Source organism: Roseixanthobacter psychrophilus (assembly GCF_043195195.1).
Lineage (GTDB): Bacteria > Pseudomonadota > Alphaproteobacteria > Rhizobiales > Xanthobacteraceae > NCEH01.
This window is the reverse complement of sequence record NZ_JBAFWT010000001.1, coordinates 116763-137011: the sequence shown is the minus strand read 5'-3', so window position 1 is coordinate 137011 and position 20249 is coordinate 116763. Positions and strand designations below refer to the sequence as shown.

Below are 20249 nucleotides of genomic sequence, written 5' to 3'. Positions count from 1 at the left end.
CGTCGCTGACACGGCTCAGGCCGCGTTCTTCTCCAGGAACTTGATTGCGTCGCCGACCGTCAAGATGGTCTCGGCCGCGTCGTCCGGGATCTCGGTGTTGAAAGCTTCCTCGAAGGCCATGACGAGCTCGACGGTGTCGAGGCTGTCGGCGCCGAGGTCGTCGATGAAGCTGGCGTTTTCCGTGACCTTCTCGGGCTCCACGCCCAGATGCTCCGCGACGATCTTCTTCACCCGCTCGGCGATGTCACTCATCGATGCACCCTCATTATCTGAAAATTATCTCTATGCCAGACGGCGGCTGTGAGAGGGCATAATGCCTTTCTTCCGCCGTGCCCAGCCCCCATGCTCATTCCCGGCGGGTCTTGCATACCAAAGACGCACCGGGACTCAGCATTTATCCCGGTCTGGAGCTGAATTTCCAAGGCCGGGACAGGATGGTGCGGGTCGGTATCATACTTCCTGCGCCTATGCCAGCAAAGCCCGCTGCGCGGTCCGATTCCGTATGCGTCCCGCTCAGATCATGGCCATGCCGCCATTCACGTGCAGTGTCTGCCCCGTGACATAGCCGGCCTCGTCGGAGGCAAGGTAAACGCAAGCGCTGGCAATGTCGTCGGGCGATCCGAGCCGGGCTGCCGGCACCGCCTTGAGGATTCCCTCGCGCTGCTTTTCGTTCAGCACGTCGGTCATCGCGGTGGCGATGAAGCCGGGGGCAACGCAATTCACCGTCACGCCACGGCTCGCCACTTCCTGGGCCAGAGACTTGGACATGCCGATCATGCCGGCCTTCGCCGCGGCATAATTGCCCTGGCCGGCATTGCCGGTCACGCCCACCACCGAGGTGATGGAGATGATGCGGCCCGCGCGGCGGCGCATCATGGAGCGGACCGCCGCGCGGGACAGGCGGAAGGTGGCGGTGAGATTCACCGCGATCACCTGATCCCAGTCCTCGTCCTTGAGACGCATGAAGATGTTGTCACGGGTAATGCCGGCGTTGTTGACCAGAATGTCCAACTGGCCGAGCGCCGCTTCGGCGCTCGGGATCAGCTTTTCGACTTCTTCCGTCACGCCGAGATTGCACGGCAGCACGTGGACGCGCTCCCCAAGCTCCGCGGCGAAGGCCTCGAGGACCTCGCGGCGCGTGCCGGAGATGGCAACGGTCGCCCCCTGCGCGTGGAGCGCCTTGGCGATGGCGCCGCCGATGCCGCCCGTGGCGCCGGTTACAAGGGCAGTCTTGCCGTTGAGATCGAACATGAAGGCTCCTGACGCAAAAGAAGGGAAAACAGCGCGTTGCGCCTCAGGCGGCCGCGGTTCGGCGGGCGGCGATGAAGGCTGCCACGTCTTCCGGTGTGCCGACGGCGGATGCGGAAATTTCCTTGGCGATCCGGCGCGACAGGCCGGACAGAACCTTGCCCGCACCCACTTCCACCGTTGCCGTGACACCCGCGCCAGCCATGAACAGGACGCTCTCCCGCCAACGCACCGTGCCGGTCACCTGCTGTACCAACAAAGTGACGATATCATGGGGATCGCTGACCGGAGCGGCACGTACGTTGGAGATCAGCGGTACCACCGGCGCCTTCACCGTGCTCGCAGCCAATGCGGTCTGCATGGCCTCGGCTGCGGGCTGCATCAGGCGGCAATGGAACGGCGCGGAGACCGGCAGCAGGATCGCGCGCGAGGCGCCCTTGGCCTTGGCGATCTCCATTGCCCGCTCGACCGCTGCGGTGCTGCCCGAAAGCACCACCTGGCCGTTGGCATTGTCGTTGGCGGCCTCGCACACGTCCGCCCCGGCGGCTTCCTCCGCAACCGCGCGGGCCTGCTCAAAATCAAGCCCGAGGATCGCCGCCATGGCGCCCTGGCCAACAGGCACGGCCTCCTGCATGGCACGTCCGCGAATGCGCAGCAGCCGAGCAGCGTCGGAGATGGAGAGGGCACCGGCGGCGGCGAGGGCGGAATATTCACCCAGCGAATGGCCCGCGACGAAAGCGGCATCGCGGCCGAGATCCAGTCCGGCTTCCGCTTCCAGCACCCGCATGGCGGCGAGCGAGACCGCCATCAAGGCGGGCTGGGCGTTGGCGGTGAGGGTGAGATCCTCGATCGGGCCATCCCAGATGGTGCGGGAGAGGGCTTCGCCCAGCGCGCCGTCCACCTCGTCGAACACGGCCTTTGCGACCGGGAAATTTTCCGCGAGCGCCTTACCCATGCCGACGGCTTGGCTACCTTGGCCGGGAAAAATGAAGGCTGTGGTCAAGGGGTTTCCCTCCGTTCAATTTTGGGGAGGGGAGAGACACCCGGATGCAGGGGGAGTCAAGCTGGGCGAGCGTGGCCCCGACCTGAAGCTTCCCGCTTCCCTCAGATGGTGCACCGCCCCGAGCCGGGGACGTCCCTTTTCAAGGCGGGAAGTTCGCTTCATCCTCTCCTAGGCATTCTTGCTCCTCGGTATTCTTGCCTTCAGACGAAAACCTGCTATACGCACCGCTTCCGTTGCCCCGGCCGGGGGCTGAACGGACGGCCATCTGTTGTTTTCAGCGCAAGTTGAAGCCTCGGAAGGCAGGGCTTTCAGGTCCGTCGTCCCGTGTCCCCGCCTTCCGAGCAAACGAGCCTTTCCTTAAGGTTCGAAAGGGCTTGGCGCCGGGCGACGGAGCAACAGGAAAGGCACAGGACACATGGCGCTCTATGAGCATGTGTTCCTCGCGCGCCAAGACGTTACGGCGCAACAGGTCGAGGAACTCGCCGCCCGATTCAAGGGCGTTATCGAAGCGAACGGCGGTCAGGTCACCAAGACCGAAGCCTGGGGCGTGAAGACGCTCACCTATCGCATCAACAAGAACCGCAAGGCCCACTTCACCCTCATGAACATCGACGCCACGGCGGCGGCGGTTCAGGAGATGGAGCGCCAGATGCGCATCGACGAGGACGTTCTGCGTTTCCTCACCCTGCGCGTCGAAGAGCACGAGGAAGGTCCCTCGGCCATGCTTCAGAAGCGCGACCGCGATGATCGCGACCGTGGCGAGCGTGGCTTCGGCGGCGATCGTGGCTTCGGTGGCGGCGGCGGCTTCGGCGGCCGTGACCGCGACGACCGTCCGCGCCGTCCGCGCGACCGTGAAGAGACTCAGGGCGAGGAGGCGATCTGATGGCATTCGCTCAAGCTGGTGGCGCCGGCGGCGGTCAGCGCCGTCCGTTCTTCCGTCGTCGCAAGACCTGCCCGTTCTCCGGCCCCAGTGCGCCGAAGATCGACTACAAGGACGTGCGTCTGCTGCAGCGCTACATTTCCGAGCGTGGCAAGATCGTGCCGAGCCGCATCACCGCGGTGTCCGCCAAGAAGCAGCGCGAGCTCGCGGCCGCCATCAAGCGTTCGCGCTTCCTCGGCTTGCTGCCGTTCGTGATCCGCTGAAGATCGAAGGCGCCCCCGCTTCGGGGCGCCTTTGTCCCTGATCGATACGAGGACCGGGGCTGCGGCTTCCGGATTTGGCTGGGGCAGGCGATGACCTGCCTCTAACCGCATATGCGGGACAGCAAGTCGATGGCACAATTCCTGATGATCGGCATCGCCGCCGGAGCGGCGTCGGCCCTCCTGGTCGCGGGGATCGCGACCGGCGGCCTGTGGGCGGTGCCGTTCTTCTATCTCTCCCCTTTGCCGATCATGATCGCGGGGCTGGCCTTCTCGCATGTGTCGGCACTTGCCGGCGTGGCGGTGGCGAGCATCGTCCTCGGCTTCTATTTCAATTCCTCGTTCCTCATCGCTTATCTCGTCGGCATCGGCGGCCCGGCCTGGGCCTTGGCCTATGCCGCGCTGATGGCGCGCAGCGAGGCTGCTGCGCCGCAGAAGCTGGTGTGGTTCTCCATCGGTGGGCTGGTGCTGACGTCCGCCGTGCTCTCGAGCTTCAGTGTCATCACGGCGGTGCTGTCGGTGGCGGGGGATTTCGAGAGCTATCGTGATGCGGTGAGTGCGGCCTTCGCCACTTTCATTCAGGTGCGCGGCCAGTCCGGCGTCGCCGACGCGGATACCGCGCGCATGGGCGAGATGGTTGCAAGCATCCTGCCGCCCATGGCGGGTGCGCTCGCCATGATCACCCAATTGTGCTGCCTCTACCTCGCCGGCCGGGCCGCGTTGGTGTCTGGGCGGCTCGCGCGGCCCTGGCCGGACCTTGCCGCGACGCGCCTGCCGGCCTCGACGTCGCTGGTGCTGGCGGTGATCATCGCCCTTTCGGTCGCCCCCGGCATGATCGGCCTCTCCGCCTCCGTGGCCGCCGCGACCCTAGTCACCGCCTATGCCATCGCCGGCTTTGCGGTGATGCATTTCCTGACGCGCGGCCGCCGCTCGCGCGTGCTCGTTCTGACCGCCGCATGGCTCGGTACCCTGGCGTTGGGGTGGCCGGTTCTGGTGGTCGCCTTGCTTGGCGTGGTGGACGCCATGTTCGATCTGCGGTCGCGCAGCGTGCGGGGCGGGACCCCGCCCGCCGCCAACGACCGCTGACAGGAATTCCACGACCCCTGAAACACTTGAAATAGGAGACAGAAATGGAAGTCATTCTTTTGGAGCGCGTCGCCAAGCTTGGCCAGATGGGCGAAGTGGTGAAGGTGCGTGACGGGTACGGCCGCAATTTCCTGCTGCCCAACAACAAGGCCCTGCGCGCCACCAAGGCGAACAAGGCCAAGTTCGACCAGATGAAAGTTCAGCTCGAAACCCGCAATCTGGAACTGCGCAAGGAAGCCGAGGGCGTGGCCGAAAAGCTGAACGGCCAGAGCGTGGTGATCCTGCGCCAGGCCGGCGAGAGCGGCCAGCTCTATGGTTCGGTCTCCACCCGCGATCTCGCCGAAGCCCTGGTGAAGGCCGGCTTCACGGTCGATCGCACGCAGATCGAGCTGAACCACCCCATCAAGACCATCGGCATGCACACGATCCCCGTGCGCCTGCATCCCGAGGTTGAGGTCTCCGTGACCGCCAACATTGCCCGCAGCGTCGAGGAAGCCGAGCGCGTGGCGCGCGGTGAAGACCTGCGCACCCGCCGCGACGAAGATGAAGAGGCCGAGGCCGAAGCCGCCGCCGAGCGTGACGCCACGCTCGCCGAGCAGGAAGCCGAAGAAGCTGCCGCTGAACTGGACGACGCGGAGTGATTTGATCGCTCCGTTTCCTGAGCGTTCAGAAACGCCCGGCCGCGAGGTCGGGCGTTTTTGTTTTTTTTGGTCATTTTGGTATTGCCGTAACTGTCATGTGGTGTTCAAATTTGAGTCGCTTCTGCCGGACGAAGAGCCCGCAAAGACGACATGACTTTGGATTGAGGCGATTCCTCATTCCGTTAAGTCATGTAAGAGCGTCCACCACTATCGCATCGCTTGGGTTCGTGCTGGTGAATGGAGGCTGAAGCCGAGAGGAGGGGCAACCCAGGCGGTCATCTTTAGGATGGAGGCGGCCCAGTGGATTGGTTGCTTGAATCTGTTTTACGCCGCGTCGTCACGCACGGCAGCCTTGAAGTCACGACCGCTTCGGGCCGGGACTTCAAGGTCGGGCCTGGGAAGCCCGGCATTCACGTGCGCTTCACCAGCGCACGGGCGCAGGCGCTGCTGCTGTTCGACCCGGAAATGCAGCTCGGCGAAATCTACACCAATGGCGAATTGGTGATGGAGCGGGGTTCCATCGCCGATCTGCTTGAACTGATCATGTCGCAGAACGTGCTGCAGCCCACGTTGACCGCGCGCCTGCTCTATTTCGCCCGACGCGTCCTGCGCCGGCTCGCCCAGTTCAATCCGCGCGACCGCGCCCGGCGCAATGTGGCGCATCATTATGATCTCGACGGGCGGCTCTATTCCCTGTTCCTCGATGCGGACCGGCAATATTCCTGCGCCTATTTCGAGCGGCCGGGCGAGCGGCTCGATGATGCCCAATTGGCGAAGAAGCGGCATATTGCGGCCAAGCTGCTGCTCGACAGGCCCGGTCTCAGCGTGCTGGACATCGGCAGCGGCTGGGGCGGGCTCGGCCTCTATCTCGCGGAGATGGCCAAGGCGCGGGTGTCCGGCGTCACCTTATCCACCGAGCAATTGGGCGTCGCCCAAGGCCGCGCGCGGGAGAAGGGGCTGGAGGAACAGGTTTCGTTCGCGCTGCAGGATTATCGCGACGTGCCGGGCCCGTTCGACCGCATCGTGTCGGTGGGCATGTTCGAGCATGTGGGCGTCGATCATTACGGCGAATTCTTCCGCAAGACGCGCGAACTGCTGGCGGAGGATGGGGTCATGCTGCTGCATGCCATCGGCCGCTTCGATCCGCCGGGCTTCACCAATCCCTGGATCGCCAAATATATTTTTCCCGGCGGCTACATGCCGGCGCTCTCCGAGGTCACGCCGCACATCGAGCGGGCGGGGCTGGTGGTGACCGACATCGAGATCCTGCGCCTGCATTATGCCGAGACGCTCAAGGCTTGGCGCGAGCGATTCCTGGCTCGGCGCGAGGAAGTCCTGCGCCTGACCGACGAGCGATTCCTGCGCCTGTGGGAATTCTATCTCGCCGGCTCTGAGATGGCATTTAGGTACCAGGGCCTAATGGTGTTCCAGATTCAGCTGGCTCGCAAACAGGAAGCGGTGCCGCTGACGCGCGATTATATCGCGGAGGCCGAACGCAAATTGCGGACGATGGAGCAGCGCAGCGCCCCGCCGCTGCGACTCGCTGGCGAATAGGCTGGAAAGAAGGGCGGGCCGGAAGCCCGCCCTCGCGGGACAGATCGAAAAACGCCGCCGGAGGTTGGGGGCCGGATCGGTTATCCCCGCAATTGCCGCAGTTTCCCACAGGGGATTGTCGGGCTGTTGACGGTTGCAAATTCTTCGCCGGCCACACGATCACGGAACTGCGGGGTCGGCTCGGCATCTGCTAAAGAGGGGCTCGTCCACCCAACCGGCCTCGCCTCATGCTCGACCTTTCCGACCAGAAGGGGGATCTCGACCCCTCCTATCGTCAGGCGCCCCACAATGTGGAGGCGGAGCAATCCCTGCTAGGGGCGATCCTGGTCAATAACGACGCCTTCTACCGGGTGTCGGACTTCCTCAAGCCCGAGCATTTCTTCGAGCCCATCCACGGCCGCATCTTCGAATTGGCCGGTGCCCTGGTGCGCGCCGGCAAGGTCGCGACCCCGGTCACGCTCAAGACCTTCCTGCCTGCCGACCTCGACGTGGCGGGGCTCAGCGGCCCGCATTATCTCGCCCGCCTCGCGGCGGAAGCGACCACCGTCATCAATGCCGAGGATTACGGCCGCGCCATCTATGACCTCTCGGTGCGGCGCGAACTGATCCGCATCGGCGAGGAGATCGTCAACGACGCCTATGACGCGCCGGTGGAGGCGACGCCGCAGGACCAGATCGAGGAAGCGGAAAAGCGGCTCTACGCCATCGCCGAGAGCGGGCGCTATGACGGCGGCTTCCAGCGCTTCGGCGAGGCGTTGCGCGAAGCGGTGGACATGGCGAGCCGCGCGTTCCAGCGCGAAGGCCATCTCTCCGGCATCGCCTCGGGGCTGGACGATCTCGACCAGCAGATGGGCGGGCTCCAGCCGTCGGATCTGGTGATTCTCGCCGGCCGTCCCGCCATGGGCAAGACCGCGCTTGCCACCAACATCGCCTTCAACATCGCCGCCGCCTATCGCGGCGAGCAGCGGGCGGATGGCTCCATCGAGACCCAGAGCGGCGGCATCGTCGGCTTCTTCTCGCTGGAAATGTCGGCCGAGCAATTGGCGACGCGTATTCTCGCCGAGCAGGCGGAGATCGCCTCCTACAAGATCCGCCGCGGCGACATATCCGAAAGCGAATTCTCCAAGCTTGCCGCCGCCGCCCAGACCATGCAGGTGGTGCCGCTCTATATCGACGATACCGGCGGCATCTCGATTGCCCAGTTGGTCGCCCGGGCGCGCCGCCTGAAGCGCCAGCGGGGGCTGGATTTCATGGTGGTGGACTATCTGCAATTGCTGTCCGGCTCGTCCAAAAGCTCGTCGCAGAACCGCGTGCAGGAAGTCACCGAGATCACAACCGGCCTGAAGGCGCTGGCGAAGGAATTGCAGGTGCCCATCATGGCGCTCTCCCAGCTCTCGCGTCAGGTGGAGGCGCGTGACGACAAGCGCCCGCAACTCGCCGATCTGCGTGAATCCGGCTCCATCGAGCAGGACGCCGACGTGGTGATGTTCGTCTATCGCGAGGAATATTACCTCAAGAGCCGCGAGCCCAAGCCCGGCACCGAGGAATGGTTCAAGTGGGAAGCGGACATGAAGGCGGCCGAAGGGGTGGCGGAAGTCATCATAGGCAAGCAGCGCCACGGACCCACCGGTACGGTGAAGGTGCATTTCGAGCCGCAGTTCACGCGCTTCTCGAACCTTGCCCGCGAAGATCGCCTGCCAGATCGCCACTGATCGCGGAACGATCGGCGTGGCGCGCTGATCTGCCCCGCGTGCAACGCTGCCGCCGCGTTACGGGTAGGGTATAGACAGGACAGCGAATCCCGCCGCTTCCAGGGAAAGCGTTCGATGCAACCCGCGCCAGTCCCGTCCTCCGCTCTGTCCCGCGCCGTGCTCACGATCGATCTCGGCGCGCTGGCCGCTAACTGGCGCACCCTGGCCGCGCGGGTGGCTCCCGCCGAATGCGCGGCGGTGGTCAAGGCAGACGCCTATGGGCTGGGGATTGCGCAGGCGGCTCCAGCTCTTTGGACCGCCGGTGCGCGCACCTTTTTCGTGGCGCTGGTGCAGGAAGGCGAGGCGCTGCGGGCACTGCTGCCGGAGGCGACCATCTATGTGCTCGGCGGCCTGCTGCCGGACACCGCCCATGCCTATGCCGCGGCAAACCTGCGCCCGGTGCTGGGGAGCCGGCAGGAAATCGCCGAATGGTCGATCCACAGCCGCGCCATGGGGGTGAGCCAGCCGGCCGCCCTGCATGTGGACACCGGCATGAACCGCCTCGGCCTGAGCGTCGAGGAAGCCCTCACCCTGGCGCGCGAGGGCGGTCCCTCGTTCCGGCCGTCGCTCGTCATGACCCATCTGGCCTGCGCGGATACGCAGCGCCACCCGCTGACCCAGGCGCAGCATCATATTTTTGCGCAGGTGGCGGCGGCGTTTCCCGGTATTCCCGCATCGCTGGCCAATTCCGCCGGTACGCTGGGCGGGTCGGAGATGTATTTCGACATGGTGCGGCCCGGCATCGCGCTCTATGGCGGCGCGCCGATCTCCGGCACGGCGCCCCTGCACAGCGTCGTGCGGCTGGAGGTGCCGATCATCCAGGTGCGGGATGCGCGCGCCGGCACCACGGTGGGCTATGGCGCCGCGCAGCGCCTGCAGCGGGACAGCCGCATCGCCATCCTCTCGCTGGGCTATGCCGATGGTTTCCTGCGCGCGTTCGGCGGCAGCGATGCCCGGCGCGGTGCGGACGCCATCGTCGGCGGCCTGCGCTGTCCGCTGGTCGGGCGCATTTCCATGGACCTGACGGCGGTGGACGTCACCGACGTCCCCCATGAAAAGGTCCGCCGGGGCGACGCGGCCGTGCTGCTCGGGGAGGGGATCGGCATCGACGAACTTGCCGCCCATGGCGGCACCATCGGCTATGAAGTGCTCACCAGCCTGGGGCCGCGCTATCACCGGGTCTATGTGGGCGGCTAGACTGTCGCGTGAGTCGCGCCCTTCCGCGCGTCCGGAGCCGTTCCGTCCCATGGCCAAGACCAGCCCCACCTTCGTCTGCCAGTCCTGCGGCGCAGTTTATAACCGCTGGCAGGGCAAGTGCGATGCGTGCGGCGGCTGGAACACGATTTCCGAGGAAGCCAATGTCGCCGCTTCCGTGCCCGCCGCCCAGCGCGCCGGGCGCAAGGGGCGGGCGGTGGCGCTGGAAAGCCTTCAGGGGCAGGGAAAAGCTGCGCCGCGCCTGATCTCCGGCATCGGCGAGCTGGACCGGGTGGCCGGCGGCGGCTTCGTGCCCGGCTCCATCGTGCTGCTGGGCGGCGATCCCGGCATCGGCAAGTCGACGCTGCTGATCCAGGCCTCCGCCGCATTGGGCCGCGCCGGGCACCGCATCGTCTATGTCTCGGGCGAAGAGGCGGTGGACCAGGTGCGCATGCGCGCCGGACGGCTCGATCTTGCGGACGCCCCCGTGGGCCTTGCCGCCGAGACCAACGCGGAAAACATCATCGCCACCCTGAGCGCTGGGCCGCCGGTGCAGTTCGTCGTGATCGATTCGATCCAGACCATGTGGAGCGATTCGGTGGAATCGGCACCGGGCACGGTCACCCAGGTGCGCACCTCGGCGCAATTGATGGTGCGCTACGCCAAACAGACCGGCGCCGCGGTGATCCTGGTCGGCCATGTCACCAAGGACGGGCAGATCGCCGGCCCGCGCGTGGTGGAGCACATGGTGGACGCGGTGTTCTCGTTCGAGGGCGACGGCGGCCATCAGTTCCGCATCCTGCGCGCCCAGAAGAATCGCTTCGGCCCCACCGACGAGATCGGCGTGTTCGAGATGACCGGCAAGGGATTGTCGGAAGTTGCGAACCCCTCCGAGCTGTTCCTTTCCCATCGCGATGCCGGGGCGCCGGGCACGGCGGTGTTCGCCGGCATGGAGGGCACGCGCCCGGTGCTGGTGGAAATCCAGGCGCTGGTGGCGCCCTCCACCCTCGGCACGCCGCGCCGCGCGGTGGTGGGGTGGGATTCCAACCGGCTCGCCATGGTGCTGGCGGTGCTGGACGCGCGCTGCGGCGTGCGGCTCGGCGGCCATGACGTATATTTGAACGTGGCGGGCGGGCTGCGAATCAGCGAGCCGGCGGCGGATCTGGCGGTGGCGGGGGCGCTGGTGTCCTCGCTCACCGGCGCGCCCTTGCCGTCGGATGCGGTGTATTTCGGCGAAGTGAGCCTGACCGGGGCGGTGCGCCCGGTCTCCCAGGCGGCGGCGCGCCTGAAGGAGGCGGCGAAGCTGGGCTTCGCCCGCGCGGTGACGCCCGCCATTTCTGCAGAAGGCATGGACGGGTCGATCTCTATCGAAGGGGTCTCTTCCCTTGCGTCGCTGGTAGCCGGCGTCGCGGCCCGCGCGCCGCGCAGGGCAGCGTTACCGAAACAGGGGTGATGACGCGGCGGGCACTTGAAGCTATACGTCCGAGCCACGCTGCGGATTTATGACACGCAGCGCTCCGCCGCTCGCCTTCGGGCGCCGCACGAAGGACCCGCCGCGCCCATGCCCGTGACGCTGCTCGATCTCATCGTTATTTCGGTGATGCTGCTTTCTGGCCTGTTGGCCATGGTTCGCGGCTTTCTGCGCGAAGTTTTCAGCATCGTCTCATGGCTCGCCGCCGCTGGCGTGACGCTGTTTTTCTATCCTCAACTGCTTCCTTTGACGAAGCAGTACGTTTCCCAGGACACCGTTGCCCTGGTCGTGACGGTCGCCATCCTGTTTCTCGGGACGCTGCTCATCGTTTCCATCATCAGCGCGCGTATTTCCGACGCCGTTCTGGACAGCCGGATCGGTGCCTTGGACCGCACGCTGGGTTTCGCCTTCGGCCTCGCCCGCGGGCTTCTTGTCATGGTTGTGGCATTCCTGTTCTTCAACTGGCTTGTCCCCGACAAGAGCCAGCCGCCGTGGGTTCTGGACGCAAAATCCCGTCCGGTACTGCAAAACACGGGGGATTGGCTTATGTCCCTGTTGCCGGACGATCCGGAGAATACCATTCTAAAGAGACTCAAGCGGTCGCCGGCGACGTATGAGGGCGGCGATGCCCCAGCGACGCCGCCCGGTCCGCGTACGGAACGTGGGGGCACCACGATTACAGTTGCGACGGCCGCCGGAGCGGTGGCTGGCGAAACCGGATACCGCCGCGGCGAGCGGCAAGGGTTCGAGCAACTGCTTGAGAGCGCGCGCGGCACCGGCCAGTAAGCCGCGTCGAGCGGAGGTAAAGATGGACATGGAGAGCGAGGATTCCCACGCTCCCGCCCCTCTTCGGGCGCGGGACGAATTTGCGCATGGCGAAAGCCGGGCGCAGGGTGGAGCCGCACGGGAGACGGGCCAGATGAACCTGGATGAGGATCTCAACGGCGATCGTCTGCGTGAGGAATGCGGCGTCTTCGGCGTCTTCAACCATCCCGATGCCGCGGCCATTACGGCCATCGGCCTGCACGCCCTCCAGCATCGCGGCCAGGAAGCCGCCGGCATCGTCACCTATGACGGCCGCCGCTTCCATTCCGAGCGCCGCCTCGGCCTCGTTGGCGATACCTTCTCCGACGCCCGCATCATCGAGCGCCTGCCCGGCCATATCGCGGTCGGCCACGTGCGCTATTCTACGACTGGCGAGACTTTGCTGCGCAATGTGCAGCCGCTATTCGCCGAACTGGATGCCGGCGGCTTTGCGGTCGGCCACAACGGCAATCTCACCAACGGCCTGACGCTGCGCAAGCAATTGGTGCGGGACGGGGCCATCACCCAGTCCACCACCGATACCGAAGTGATCCTGCATCTGGTGGCCCGCTCGAAGAAAGCGCGTTTTGTCGATCGCTTCATCGACGCGCTGCACTTCCTGGAAGGCGCCTATTCCCTGGTCGCCGTCACCAACAAGAAGCTGATCGGCGCGCGCGATCCACTCGGCATTCGCCCCCTGGTGCTGGGCATGCTGGACAATTCGCCGATCCTCGCCTCCGAGACCTGCGCCCTCGACATCATCGGCGCGCGCTATGTGCGCGACATCGAGAATGGCGAGGTAGTGGTGATCGACGAGGATGGCATCACCTCCTTCAAGCCGTTCCCCTCCATGCCGGCGCGGCCCTGCATCTTCGAATACATCTATTTCGCCCGGCCGGATTCGGTGGTGGGCGGGCGCTCCGTCTACCAGGTGCGCAAGACCATGGGGCAGGTTCTGGCTCAGGAAAGCCATCTGCCGGCCGACGTGATCGTACCGGTGCCGGATTCCGGCGTGCCGGCGGCCATCGGCTATTCCCAGACCTCCGGTGTGCCGTACGAGCTCGGCATCATCCGCAATCATTATGTCGGCCGCACCTTCATCCAGCCGACCCAGACCGTGCGCGACCAGGGTGTGCGCATGAAGCACTCCGCGAACCGCTCGGTGGTGGCCGGCAAGCGCATCGTGCTGGTGGACGACAGCTTGGTGCGTGGCACCACTTCGGTGAAGATCGTGCAGATGATGCGCGATGCCGGGGCGAGCGAGGTGCATTTTCGCATCGCCAGCCCGCCCATCACCCATCCCGATTATTACGGCATCGACACGCCGGACCGCGACAAGCTGCTGGCCGCCACCCATGATCTGGAAGGCATGCGGCGCTATATCGGCGCGGATTCGCTCGCCTTCCTCTCGGTCGACGGCGTCTATCGCGCCATGGGCTTTGAGGGGCGCGATCCGGTGCGTCCGCAATTCACCGACCATTGCTTCACCGGCGATTATCCGACCTTGCTCACGGACAAGTCGGGCGCGGTCGGAGCGCAGCAATTGTCGCTGCTCGCCGAAGCGAGCTGACCACCGTGCGTTCGCCGTGTCCTAAGGGGGCGGCGAACATGTTCTGGGTCACGGCCCCTTCGGGCCGAGGCTCGGGCAGGTGGCGATCGCGCGGATGACGCTGCGACAGATTTCGCCCATTCCACCCTTGCACTTTCGCCGACATGGCGGGATGGTCGCGCCCCTTTTCCCGATCTGACAGAGACCCTGCCATGACCGAACGGCCGCTTGCCGACAGGATCGCCCTCGTCACCGGCGCCACGCGCGGCATCGGCGCGGCCACCGCGCTCGCCCTGGCGCGGACCGGCGCCCATGTGATCGCGGTCGGCCGCACCGAGGGCGCGCTGGAGGAGGCGGACGACGCCATCAAGGCCGCCGGCGGTTCCGCCACCCTCGTGCCCATGGACGTCACCGATTACGACGCCATCGACCGGCTCGGCGGGGCGATTTATCAGCGCTGGGGTCATCTTGACGTGTTTGTCGGCAATGCCGGCATCCTCGGGCCGGTCACCCCGCTCGGCCATGTGGATCCCAAGGATTGGGACCAGGCGCTGAGCGTGAACCTCACTGCCAATTACCGCTTCGTGCGCTCGCTCGATCCTCTGCTGAAGCTGTCCACTGCCGGCCGTGCGGTCCTGGTCTCCTCCGGTGCCGCCCATAAGGCGCGGGCCTATTGGGGTCCCTATGCGGTGACCAAGGCAGCGCTCGACGTGCTCGGCCGCACCTGGGCGGCGGAGAGCGCCAGCGGCAATCTGAAGGTCAATCTGTTCAACCCGGGTCCGATTCGCACCCGCATGCGTGCCAAGGCGTTCCCCGGCGAAAATCCGCAGACCTTGCCGGCGCCCGAGGCGGCGGCGGAGGCGATCGTGTCTCTGTGCCTGCCAACGTTCGAAGAGAGCGGGAAATATTATGATTTCCCGACGCGGCAGCTTCTGACGTTCCAGCATCCCGCCTGACCCGCGCCGCTCGTAAGTGGCCGCAGCGCGCCCCGGGAAGTGCCGCGTGGCGCACGACGCGGATGCGCATGCTGCGGGATACGGCGGAGCGGCGTTACGTCGACCGGAAAGTCGACATCCGCTCGCGCCTGACGTGACCGGGTGGCCTGCGCTTCGGGCATTTGTCGCCGCTGCGCGATGGGGCTAGAGAAGTGTAAATCATTCACCGCCCGTTGCGCGCCTCGCAGGCTGTACCTACCGGAGTATCCATGGCCGAGCCCGTCACCATCCGTTTCGCCAAGCACGGCGCTGCCCCCAAGGGTGTGCTCATCGTCCTGACCGACGACACGCTCACGTTCGGACGGGAAGCGCAGAAGCAGCTCAAGCCCGCGCTCGATGGGGTGAAGCGGGCGATCGGGGCGGATCACTTCAAGGGCCGCCTTTCGTCTGCGCTCGATCTGATCGCGCCGGCGAACCTCGATGCGCCTCGCCTCGTGGTCCTCGGCGTAGGCAAGGGCGCGGATCTCAAGGCGGCCGACTTCCTCAAGCTCGGCGGCGTGGCGTTCAGCAAGATTCCGGGCGGCACGCGCGAAGCCACTATCATCGTCGACCTCCCCGGCTTCAAGGTCAGCCCCGACTTTGTGGCGGAGATGGCGCTCGGCGCCCGACTGCGCAGCTACGTGTTCGATCGCTACAAGACCAAGCGCAAGGAAGGCGAGACCGAGTCGGTCGCGCTCACATTGACCTTCCTCGTGGCGGATGAGGCCGGCACGCGCCGGGCCTGGACCGCCAGCGAGGCGGTGGCCGATGGTGTGGTCCTGGCGCGCAACCTCGTCAACGAGCCCTCCAACGTGCTCGACCCCCCGGAGTTCGCCCGCCGCGCGCAGGAGCTGACTTCGGTCGGCGTTGAGGTCGAAGTGCTGGGAGACGCGGAACTTGCGGAACTCGGCATGGGCGCGCTGCTGGGCGTCGGGCAGGGCTCCATCAAGGAAAGCCGCGTCGTGGTCATGCGCTGGAACGGCGCGGACGCGAAGACCCAGCCGGTGGCCTTCATCGGCAAGGGCGTGACCTTCGATACCGGCGGCATCTCCATCAAGCCCGCCGCAGGCATGGAGGACATGAAGGGCGACATGGGCGGCGCGGCCTGCGTCACCGGTCTCATGTATGCGTTGGCGGCCCGCAAGGCCAAGGTGAATGCGGTCGGGGTCATCGGCTGCGTGGAAAACATGCCCGACGGCGCCGCCCAGCGCCCCGGCGACATCGTCACCTCCATGTCCGGCCAGACCATCGAGATCATCAATACCGACGCCGAGGGCCGGCTCGTTCTGGCCGACGTGCTCTGGTACGCCAAGGAGCGCTTCAAGCCGCGCTTCATGGTGGACCTCGCCACCCTCACCGGCGCCATCCTGGTGGCGCTCGGGAACGAATATGCCGGCCTGTTCTCGAACGACGACGAATTGGCCCAGCGCCTTTCGGCCGCCGGCATGGAGACCGGCGAGCGCGTGTGGCGCATGCCCCTCGGCCCGGAATATGACAAGCAGATCGACAGCCGCTTCGCCGACATGAAGAACACCGGCGGGCGCAACGGCGGCTCCATCACCGCCGCGCAATTCCTCCAGCGCTATGTCGAAAAAACCCCCTGGGCGCATCTGGATGTGGCCGGCACCGCCATGTCCTCGCCGGCCAGCGACATCAACAAGAGCTGGGGCTCGGGCTGGGGCGTGCGCCTGCTCAACCAGCTCGTCGCCGACCATTACGAGGGCTGAGGCGATCAGGTGGGGCGGCGTGACGCCTCACACCACCTTGCGCTCGATCAGCGGAGCGTTGCGGGCGATGCGCCCATGGCCGAGCGGCGACAGGTCCAGCGTCGTGTAACGCCCGTAAGCGATCAGCTCGCTCAATCCCCGGCCGACCGCCGGGGATTGTTGCAGCCCGTGGCCGCTGAAGCCGTTGGCCAGCAGCAGATTGGCGCAGCCCGGCGCGGGGCCGAGAATGGCGTTCTGGTCGAACAGGTTCATGTCGTAGTGCCCGGCCCAGGCCCGGCCGGGACGCAGCCGCTCGAAGGCGGGGATGCGTTCCGCCAGGGTCGGCCAGATCACCTCCTCGAACAGCGCGTGATCCACCTCGAAGTCCGTGCTGTCGGGATCGTCCTGTGGCGCAGGAGCTGTGCCGCACAGAAAACCCCGGCCCTCGGGGCGGACATAGACCCCGCTCGGATCGATCAGCAGCGGGCAGTCGGGGACGGCATCGGGGCAGGTGAAGGTGAAGATCATCCGCTTCTTATTGTGCACCGGGAGATCGATGCCGGCGGTGCGCGCGAGATCCGGCCCGCCCGCGCCAGCCGCATTCACCACGAAGCCGCAGGCGACGCGCGTGCCGTCCGCCAGCACCGCCGCGGTGATCCGGTCCCCGATGCGCTCCAGGCGCGCGGCCTTCGCCGCGCGATAGTCGACACCGAGGCTGCGCGCCTTCTTGCGGAACGCCTGCATCAGGCCATAGCCGTCGAACCAGCCTTCGCCTGAAAGCCCAAGGCTGCCGCGTGCGATGCCCTCTGTGTTGAGCCAGGGAAAGCGCGCGCGCAGCGCATCCGGCGAGAGAAGCGCGATATCGGCCCCGAGGGCGGTTTGGAGCGCATGGGCGGTGGCAAGCTCCTCAGCGCCGGCGCGGCTCGCGAGGAACAAGTACCCTCCTTCCCGCAAGCCGATGTCGGGGGCCTCCCCTTCGACCGCGAGCCGCGTGGCAATCTCGCGCAGGAAGGTGATGCCGTAGAGCGAAATCGCGACATTGATGGGGGAGGAATATTGTTGGCGGATCGAGGCCGCTGAGCGCGCCGAGGCGCAGGTTTGGTAACTTGGGTCCTGCTCCAGCACCAGCACGCGACCGGAAAAGCCGGGGTCGGCGGCGAGATGAAATGCGGTGGAACTGCCGGTGGCCGCACCGCCCACGATCACCACGTCGAAATGCTCGTCCGCCATCACGACCCGTCCCGGCCACGCCACACGCCGCTATGACGCTGCCGGCGCGTGGGCGCAAGGGCCGCTGTGGACAGGGCCGGCGCCACCCGTATGGTCGGTGCAAGATCGCCCACGGAGCCGATTCTCATGCCAAAGGTTTTCAGCGCGGCGCAGGTCCATGCGGCGCTCGATTATCCCTCTCTCGTCGCGGCGCTGCGCTCCGCCTTCGCGGCACAGAAGGTCGAGGCGCCGGTGCGCCAGGCGTTCGAGGTGGGGACGCAAGGCGCCACCGCCCATCTGCTGACCATGCCGGCGTGGGAACGCGGCGTCGCCCTGGGGGTGAAGCTGGTCACGGTGGTGCCGGGGAATGGCGCGCGCGGCCTCGGCGCGGTGAATTCCATCTACACCTTGTTCGATGGCGAGACCGGCGTGCCCCGCGCCATATTGGACGGCGATGCCTTGACCAACCGCCGGACCGCCGCGGCCTCGGCCCTGGCGTCCTCGTTCCTCTCCCGACCCGACAGTCGCACGCTGCTGATGGTGGGCACCGGCCATCTCGCCGGTTATCTCGCCGCCGCTCATGCCGCCGTGCGGCCCATCGCACGGGTGCTGGTGTGGGGCCGTGCGCCGGAGAAGGCGCGCTGCGTCGCCGACCGGCTCAAGGGCCAGGGGCTCGACGCGCATACCATCTCCGATCTGCGCGCCGCCCTTGCCCAGGCGGATATCGTCTCCTGCGCGACTACGTCCACGCAGGCGATCGTCCTCGGCGCCGATGTGCGGCCGGGAACCCACGTGGATCTGGTGGGCGCCTTCACCCCGGACATGCGGGAGAGCGACGATGCGCTGATCGCCGCGAGCGCGGTCTATGTGGACACGCGCGCCGGCGCGCTCGCGGAGGCCGGGGACCTGCGTTTCCCCATGGCCTCGGGCGCCTGGTCCGCCGAACAACTCAAGGGCGATCTGTCCGACCTCTGCGCTGGTAGGGTCTCCGGCCGGGTGAGGGTGGACGAGATCACCGTGTTCAAGTCGGTGGGCGCCGCGCTGGAAGATTTGACGGCGGCCCGCCTTGTCATGACATCGGTTGGCTAAGGCCGCTTAGCCAATCATGGCCACCTTGCCGGTGGCGAGGTCATAGACCGCCCCGACCACTTTCACCTTCCCGGCCGCGACCATCTCGGACAGGATCGGGCGGGCGTTTTTCAGCCGCTCCACGTTGAAGGCGACATTGGCCGTAATGGCGGCGTCGAGCAGGTTGGCGGGCTTCTCGGCCTTGGCTTTTTCGACGGCGGGCTTGATCGCATTGACCAGCTCCGGCAGGTGGCCGGGGAGCTGGACATTGTCGGACAGCACTTTGATGGTGGCATCCACGGCGCCGCAATTGGTGTGTCCGAGCACCATGATAAGCGGCGTGCCCAGGAACTTCGCGCCATATTCCAGGCTGGCGAGGCCGTCATCATTGACGAAATTGCCGGCGACGCGAACCACGAACAATTCGCCCGGTCCTTCGTCGAAGGCGAGTTCGGGGGCGACGCGGGAATCGGCGCAGCTCAGGATCGCGGCGAACGGGTATTGGGCCGTGGCGCGGGCCGCGCGGCCGGCGGTAAAATCCTTCTGGTTCGGCGTGTTGGCGGCATAGCGGGCATTCCCGTCCATGAGCCGCTTCAGCGCCGCGTCAGGGGTGATGGCGTTGGGCGGGGCGGCATTTTGGGCGTGGGCCGAAAATGGCACCGCGCCGGTCAGGACCGCAGCCGCTCCTGCTGCGCCCGCTATCATGAGGCCGCGGCGGGACATTCCGTGAGTGTTGCACATGGGAAACCTCTCGCGAACGTAAGATGATGCCGGCCCGCAGGCCTCCCTGCTTTTCAGCGGCATGCCGTATATTTACCCGCCCGGCTCTGGCAAAAAAGTCCAAACTTTGCAGGTGTTGGTCATTTGCCCAGAAGATCCCTTTGCGCGCAGCAGAACGGCCTCGATGTCGCCCCGTCTCACCTTCCGCTCGACCTTACGCGGGACGCGGCAAAATATCGGACACATCCCGCGTTCAGGCAGGTCTTGCGGGACTATTGTCAGGCGGCGGCGCAAACGTCAGCTCAGCAATGGCCGCTCGCCAAGATGTTCGACCAGTTTTCCCGGTACATGATTTGCTACTCGCTGATTCATAACTATTTTTTCTGGCGTCACGGGCACGGTCCGGCGCCGACCTTGGCCGCCCTTCAACGCGCGGTCGAGGCAAGTCCGCGTCAGACCGCCGGGCTCGTCGCGTCGCTGAAGGCGGGGCGTCTCGTCATCGCGGAGCCGGCGGCATCGGACTTGCGCATTAGGCTGCTGCGCCCCTCGGCCGAGATGATCGGCGAGATTGGGCGCTCGGTGCTCGCCTTCGTTGTCGCGGCTGATCGGCTCGACGGGGTAGGTGCGGCCGGCGACCGTCTGACCGGCGAAGCGGATGCGCTCGGCGACCTGCTGTATCGCTCGGCGGCGCACGTGCGCACGCACGGCACGCTCATCCATCCGTTTCCGCGTGTGCTTTTCTTCGCAATGCGCGATTGCGGCTATCTGCTGCTGTGCAAGGTGATGCAGGCGCATTATGGCCAAACCGTTCCGCAGGCGGCACCCGGACCGCATCTAAGCTATCGCGCGCTTGCCGAGGCGTTGCAGGTTTCGCCGGCCCATATCGGCAACCTGCTCGGAGAGGCCGCGCGCGAGGGCTGGTTCGTGATCGGCGGCCGGGGAAAGCTGGAGGCCATCGACCCCACCTTGGTGGAGGAGTTCGAGCTGTGGAGTTCGACCCAGATGGCGCATTATCGGTGGCTCGGGAATCAGACCCTCACCTTCCTCGCCGCACCGTTGAGCCTCGGAGCGAATGACCGGCGTGGGTAAACGGCAGCGCACGGGGCGGTTCGGCATTCGGCCGGAACCTTT

19 protein-coding genes are annotated in these 20249 nt (G+C 66.2%); 14 read left to right on the top strand and 5 right to left on the bottom strand.

The genetic code is table 11. The features are described from left to right. Nucleotides 1-15: 15 nt before the first annotated feature. The 3 genes from V5F77_RS00590 to fabD all read right to left on the bottom strand — a co-directional run bounded on the left by V5F77_RS00590 (nt 16) and on the right by fabD (nt 2251). On the bottom strand, nt 16-252 hold the full coding sequence (locus V5F77_RS00590) for an acyl carrier protein (protein WP_029003376.1): 237 nt from the start codon (nt 250-252) through the stop codon (nt 16-18). A gap of 261 nt (nt 253-513) precedes the next feature. Continuing rightward, nucleotides 514-1251, bottom strand: a complete 738-nt coding sequence (gene fabG, locus V5F77_RS00585) for a 3-oxoacyl-[acyl-carrier-protein] reductase (protein ID WP_429003369.1) — start codon at nt 1249-1251, stop codon at nt 514-516. 43 nt (nt 1252-1294) lie between these two features. Continuing rightward, nucleotides 1295-2251 carry an ACP S-malonyltransferase gene (fabD, locus tag V5F77_RS00580; RefSeq protein WP_429003368.1) on the bottom strand — a complete coding sequence of 319 codons (957 nt, stop codon included), beginning with the start codon at nt 2249-2251 and terminating at the stop codon, nt 1295-1297. Between the two features lie 415 nt (nt 2252-2666). Between fabD and rpsF the strand changes: the two genes are divergently transcribed. The 12 genes from rpsF to V5F77_RS00520 all read left to right on the top strand — a co-directional run bounded on the left by rpsF (nt 2667) and on the right by V5F77_RS00520 (nt 16142). Continuing rightward, nucleotides 2667-3134, top strand: a complete 468-nt coding sequence (gene rpsF, locus V5F77_RS00575; RefSeq protein ID WP_429003367.1) for a 30S ribosomal protein S6 — start codon at nt 2667-2669, stop codon at nt 3132-3134. Beyond that, entirely contained in the window at nt 3134-3394 is a 261-nt protein-coding gene (gene rpsR, locus V5F77_RS00570; RefSeq protein ID WP_429003366.1) for a 30S ribosomal protein S18, read from the top strand. The genes rpsF and rpsR overlap by 1 nt, the downstream gene beginning before the upstream one ends. A gap of 129 nt (nt 3395-3523) precedes the next feature. After that, nucleotides 3524-4477: a DUF2232 domain-containing protein gene (locus V5F77_RS00565; protein ID WP_429003365.1), complete on the top strand. Its 954-nt coding sequence runs from the start codon at nt 3524-3526 to the stop codon at nt 4475-4477. Nucleotides 4478-4521: 44 nt separating this feature from the next. Next, nucleotides 4522-5118 carry a 50S ribosomal protein L9 gene (rplI, locus tag V5F77_RS00560; RefSeq protein ID WP_429003364.1) on the top strand — a complete coding sequence of 199 codons (597 nt, stop codon included), beginning with the start codon at nt 4522-4524 and terminating at the stop codon, nt 5116-5118. Nucleotides 5119-5418: 300 nt separating this feature from the next. Continuing rightward, nucleotides 5419-6672 carry a class I SAM-dependent methyltransferase gene (locus V5F77_RS00555; RefSeq protein WP_429003363.1) on the top strand — a complete coding sequence of 418 codons (1254 nt, stop codon included), beginning with the start codon at nt 5419-5421 and terminating at the stop codon, nt 6670-6672. Nucleotides 6673-6899: 227 nt separating this feature from the next. Further along, nucleotides 6900-8384: a replicative DNA helicase gene (locus V5F77_RS00550; protein ID WP_394014171.1), complete on the top strand. Its 1485-nt coding sequence runs from the start codon at nt 6900-6902 to the stop codon at nt 8382-8384. Nucleotides 8385-8498: 114 nt separating this feature from the next. Then, nucleotides 8499-9620 (top strand): alanine racemase, encoded by a 1122-nt coding sequence (gene alr / locus V5F77_RS00545; RefSeq protein WP_429003362.1) that lies wholly within the window; start codon nt 8499-8501, stop codon nt 9618-9620. A gap of 49 nt (nt 9621-9669) precedes the next feature. Beyond that, a complete protein-coding gene (radA, locus tag V5F77_RS00540; protein WP_429003361.1) occupies nt 9670-11070 on the top strand; it encodes a DNA repair protein RadA in 1401 nt (466 codons plus the stop codon). A 108-nt stretch (nt 11071-11178) separates the two neighbouring features. Next, nucleotides 11179-11874 (top strand): CvpA family protein, encoded by a 696-nt coding sequence (locus V5F77_RS00535; protein WP_429003360.1) that lies wholly within the window; start codon nt 11179-11181, stop codon nt 11872-11874. 133 nt (nt 11875-12007) lie between these two features. Beyond that, nucleotides 12008-13462 (top strand): amidophosphoribosyltransferase, encoded by a 1455-nt coding sequence (gene purF / locus V5F77_RS00530; RefSeq protein WP_429003670.1) that lies wholly within the window; start codon nt 12008-12010, stop codon nt 13460-13462. A gap of 191 nt (nt 13463-13653) precedes the next feature. Then, complete coding sequence (locus tag V5F77_RS00525) at nt 13654-14397, top strand: SDR family NAD(P)-dependent oxidoreductase (RefSeq protein ID WP_429003359.1); 744 nt, start codon at nt 13654-13656, stop codon at nt 14395-14397. Between the two features lie 248 nt (nt 14398-14645). Next, nucleotides 14646-16142 (top strand): leucyl aminopeptidase, encoded by a 1497-nt coding sequence (locus V5F77_RS00520; RefSeq protein WP_429003358.1) that lies wholly within the window; start codon nt 14646-14648, stop codon nt 16140-16142. A gap of 27 nt (nt 16143-16169) precedes the next feature. Here the strand turns inward: V5F77_RS00520 and V5F77_RS00515 are convergent, their stop codons facing one another. Then, on the bottom strand, nt 16170-17351 hold the full coding sequence (locus V5F77_RS00515; protein ID WP_429003357.1) for an NAD(P)/FAD-dependent oxidoreductase: 1182 nt from the start codon (nt 17349-17351) through the stop codon (nt 16170-16172). Nucleotides 17352-17477: 126 nt separating this feature from the next. Between V5F77_RS00515 and V5F77_RS00510 the strand changes: the two genes are divergently transcribed. After that, entirely contained in the window at nt 17478-18419 is a 942-nt protein-coding gene (locus tag V5F77_RS00510) for an ornithine cyclodeaminase family protein (protein WP_429003356.1), read from the top strand. Nucleotides 18420-18425: 6 nt separating this feature from the next. Here V5F77_RS00510 and V5F77_RS00505 read toward each other — a convergent pair whose 3' ends face one another. After that, nucleotides 18426-19139 (bottom strand): carbonic anhydrase, encoded by a 714-nt coding sequence (locus V5F77_RS00505; protein ID WP_429003355.1) that lies wholly within the window; start codon nt 19137-19139, stop codon nt 18426-18428. 303 nt (nt 19140-19442) lie between these two features. On the opposite strand from V5F77_RS00505, the gene V5F77_RS00500 reads away from it, so the two are divergent. Further along, nucleotides 19443-20207 carry a hypothetical protein gene (locus V5F77_RS00500; RefSeq protein WP_429003354.1) on the top strand — a complete coding sequence of 255 codons (765 nt, stop codon included), beginning with the start codon at nt 19443-19445 and terminating at the stop codon, nt 20205-20207. Nucleotides 20208-20249: the final 42 nt, after the last annotated feature.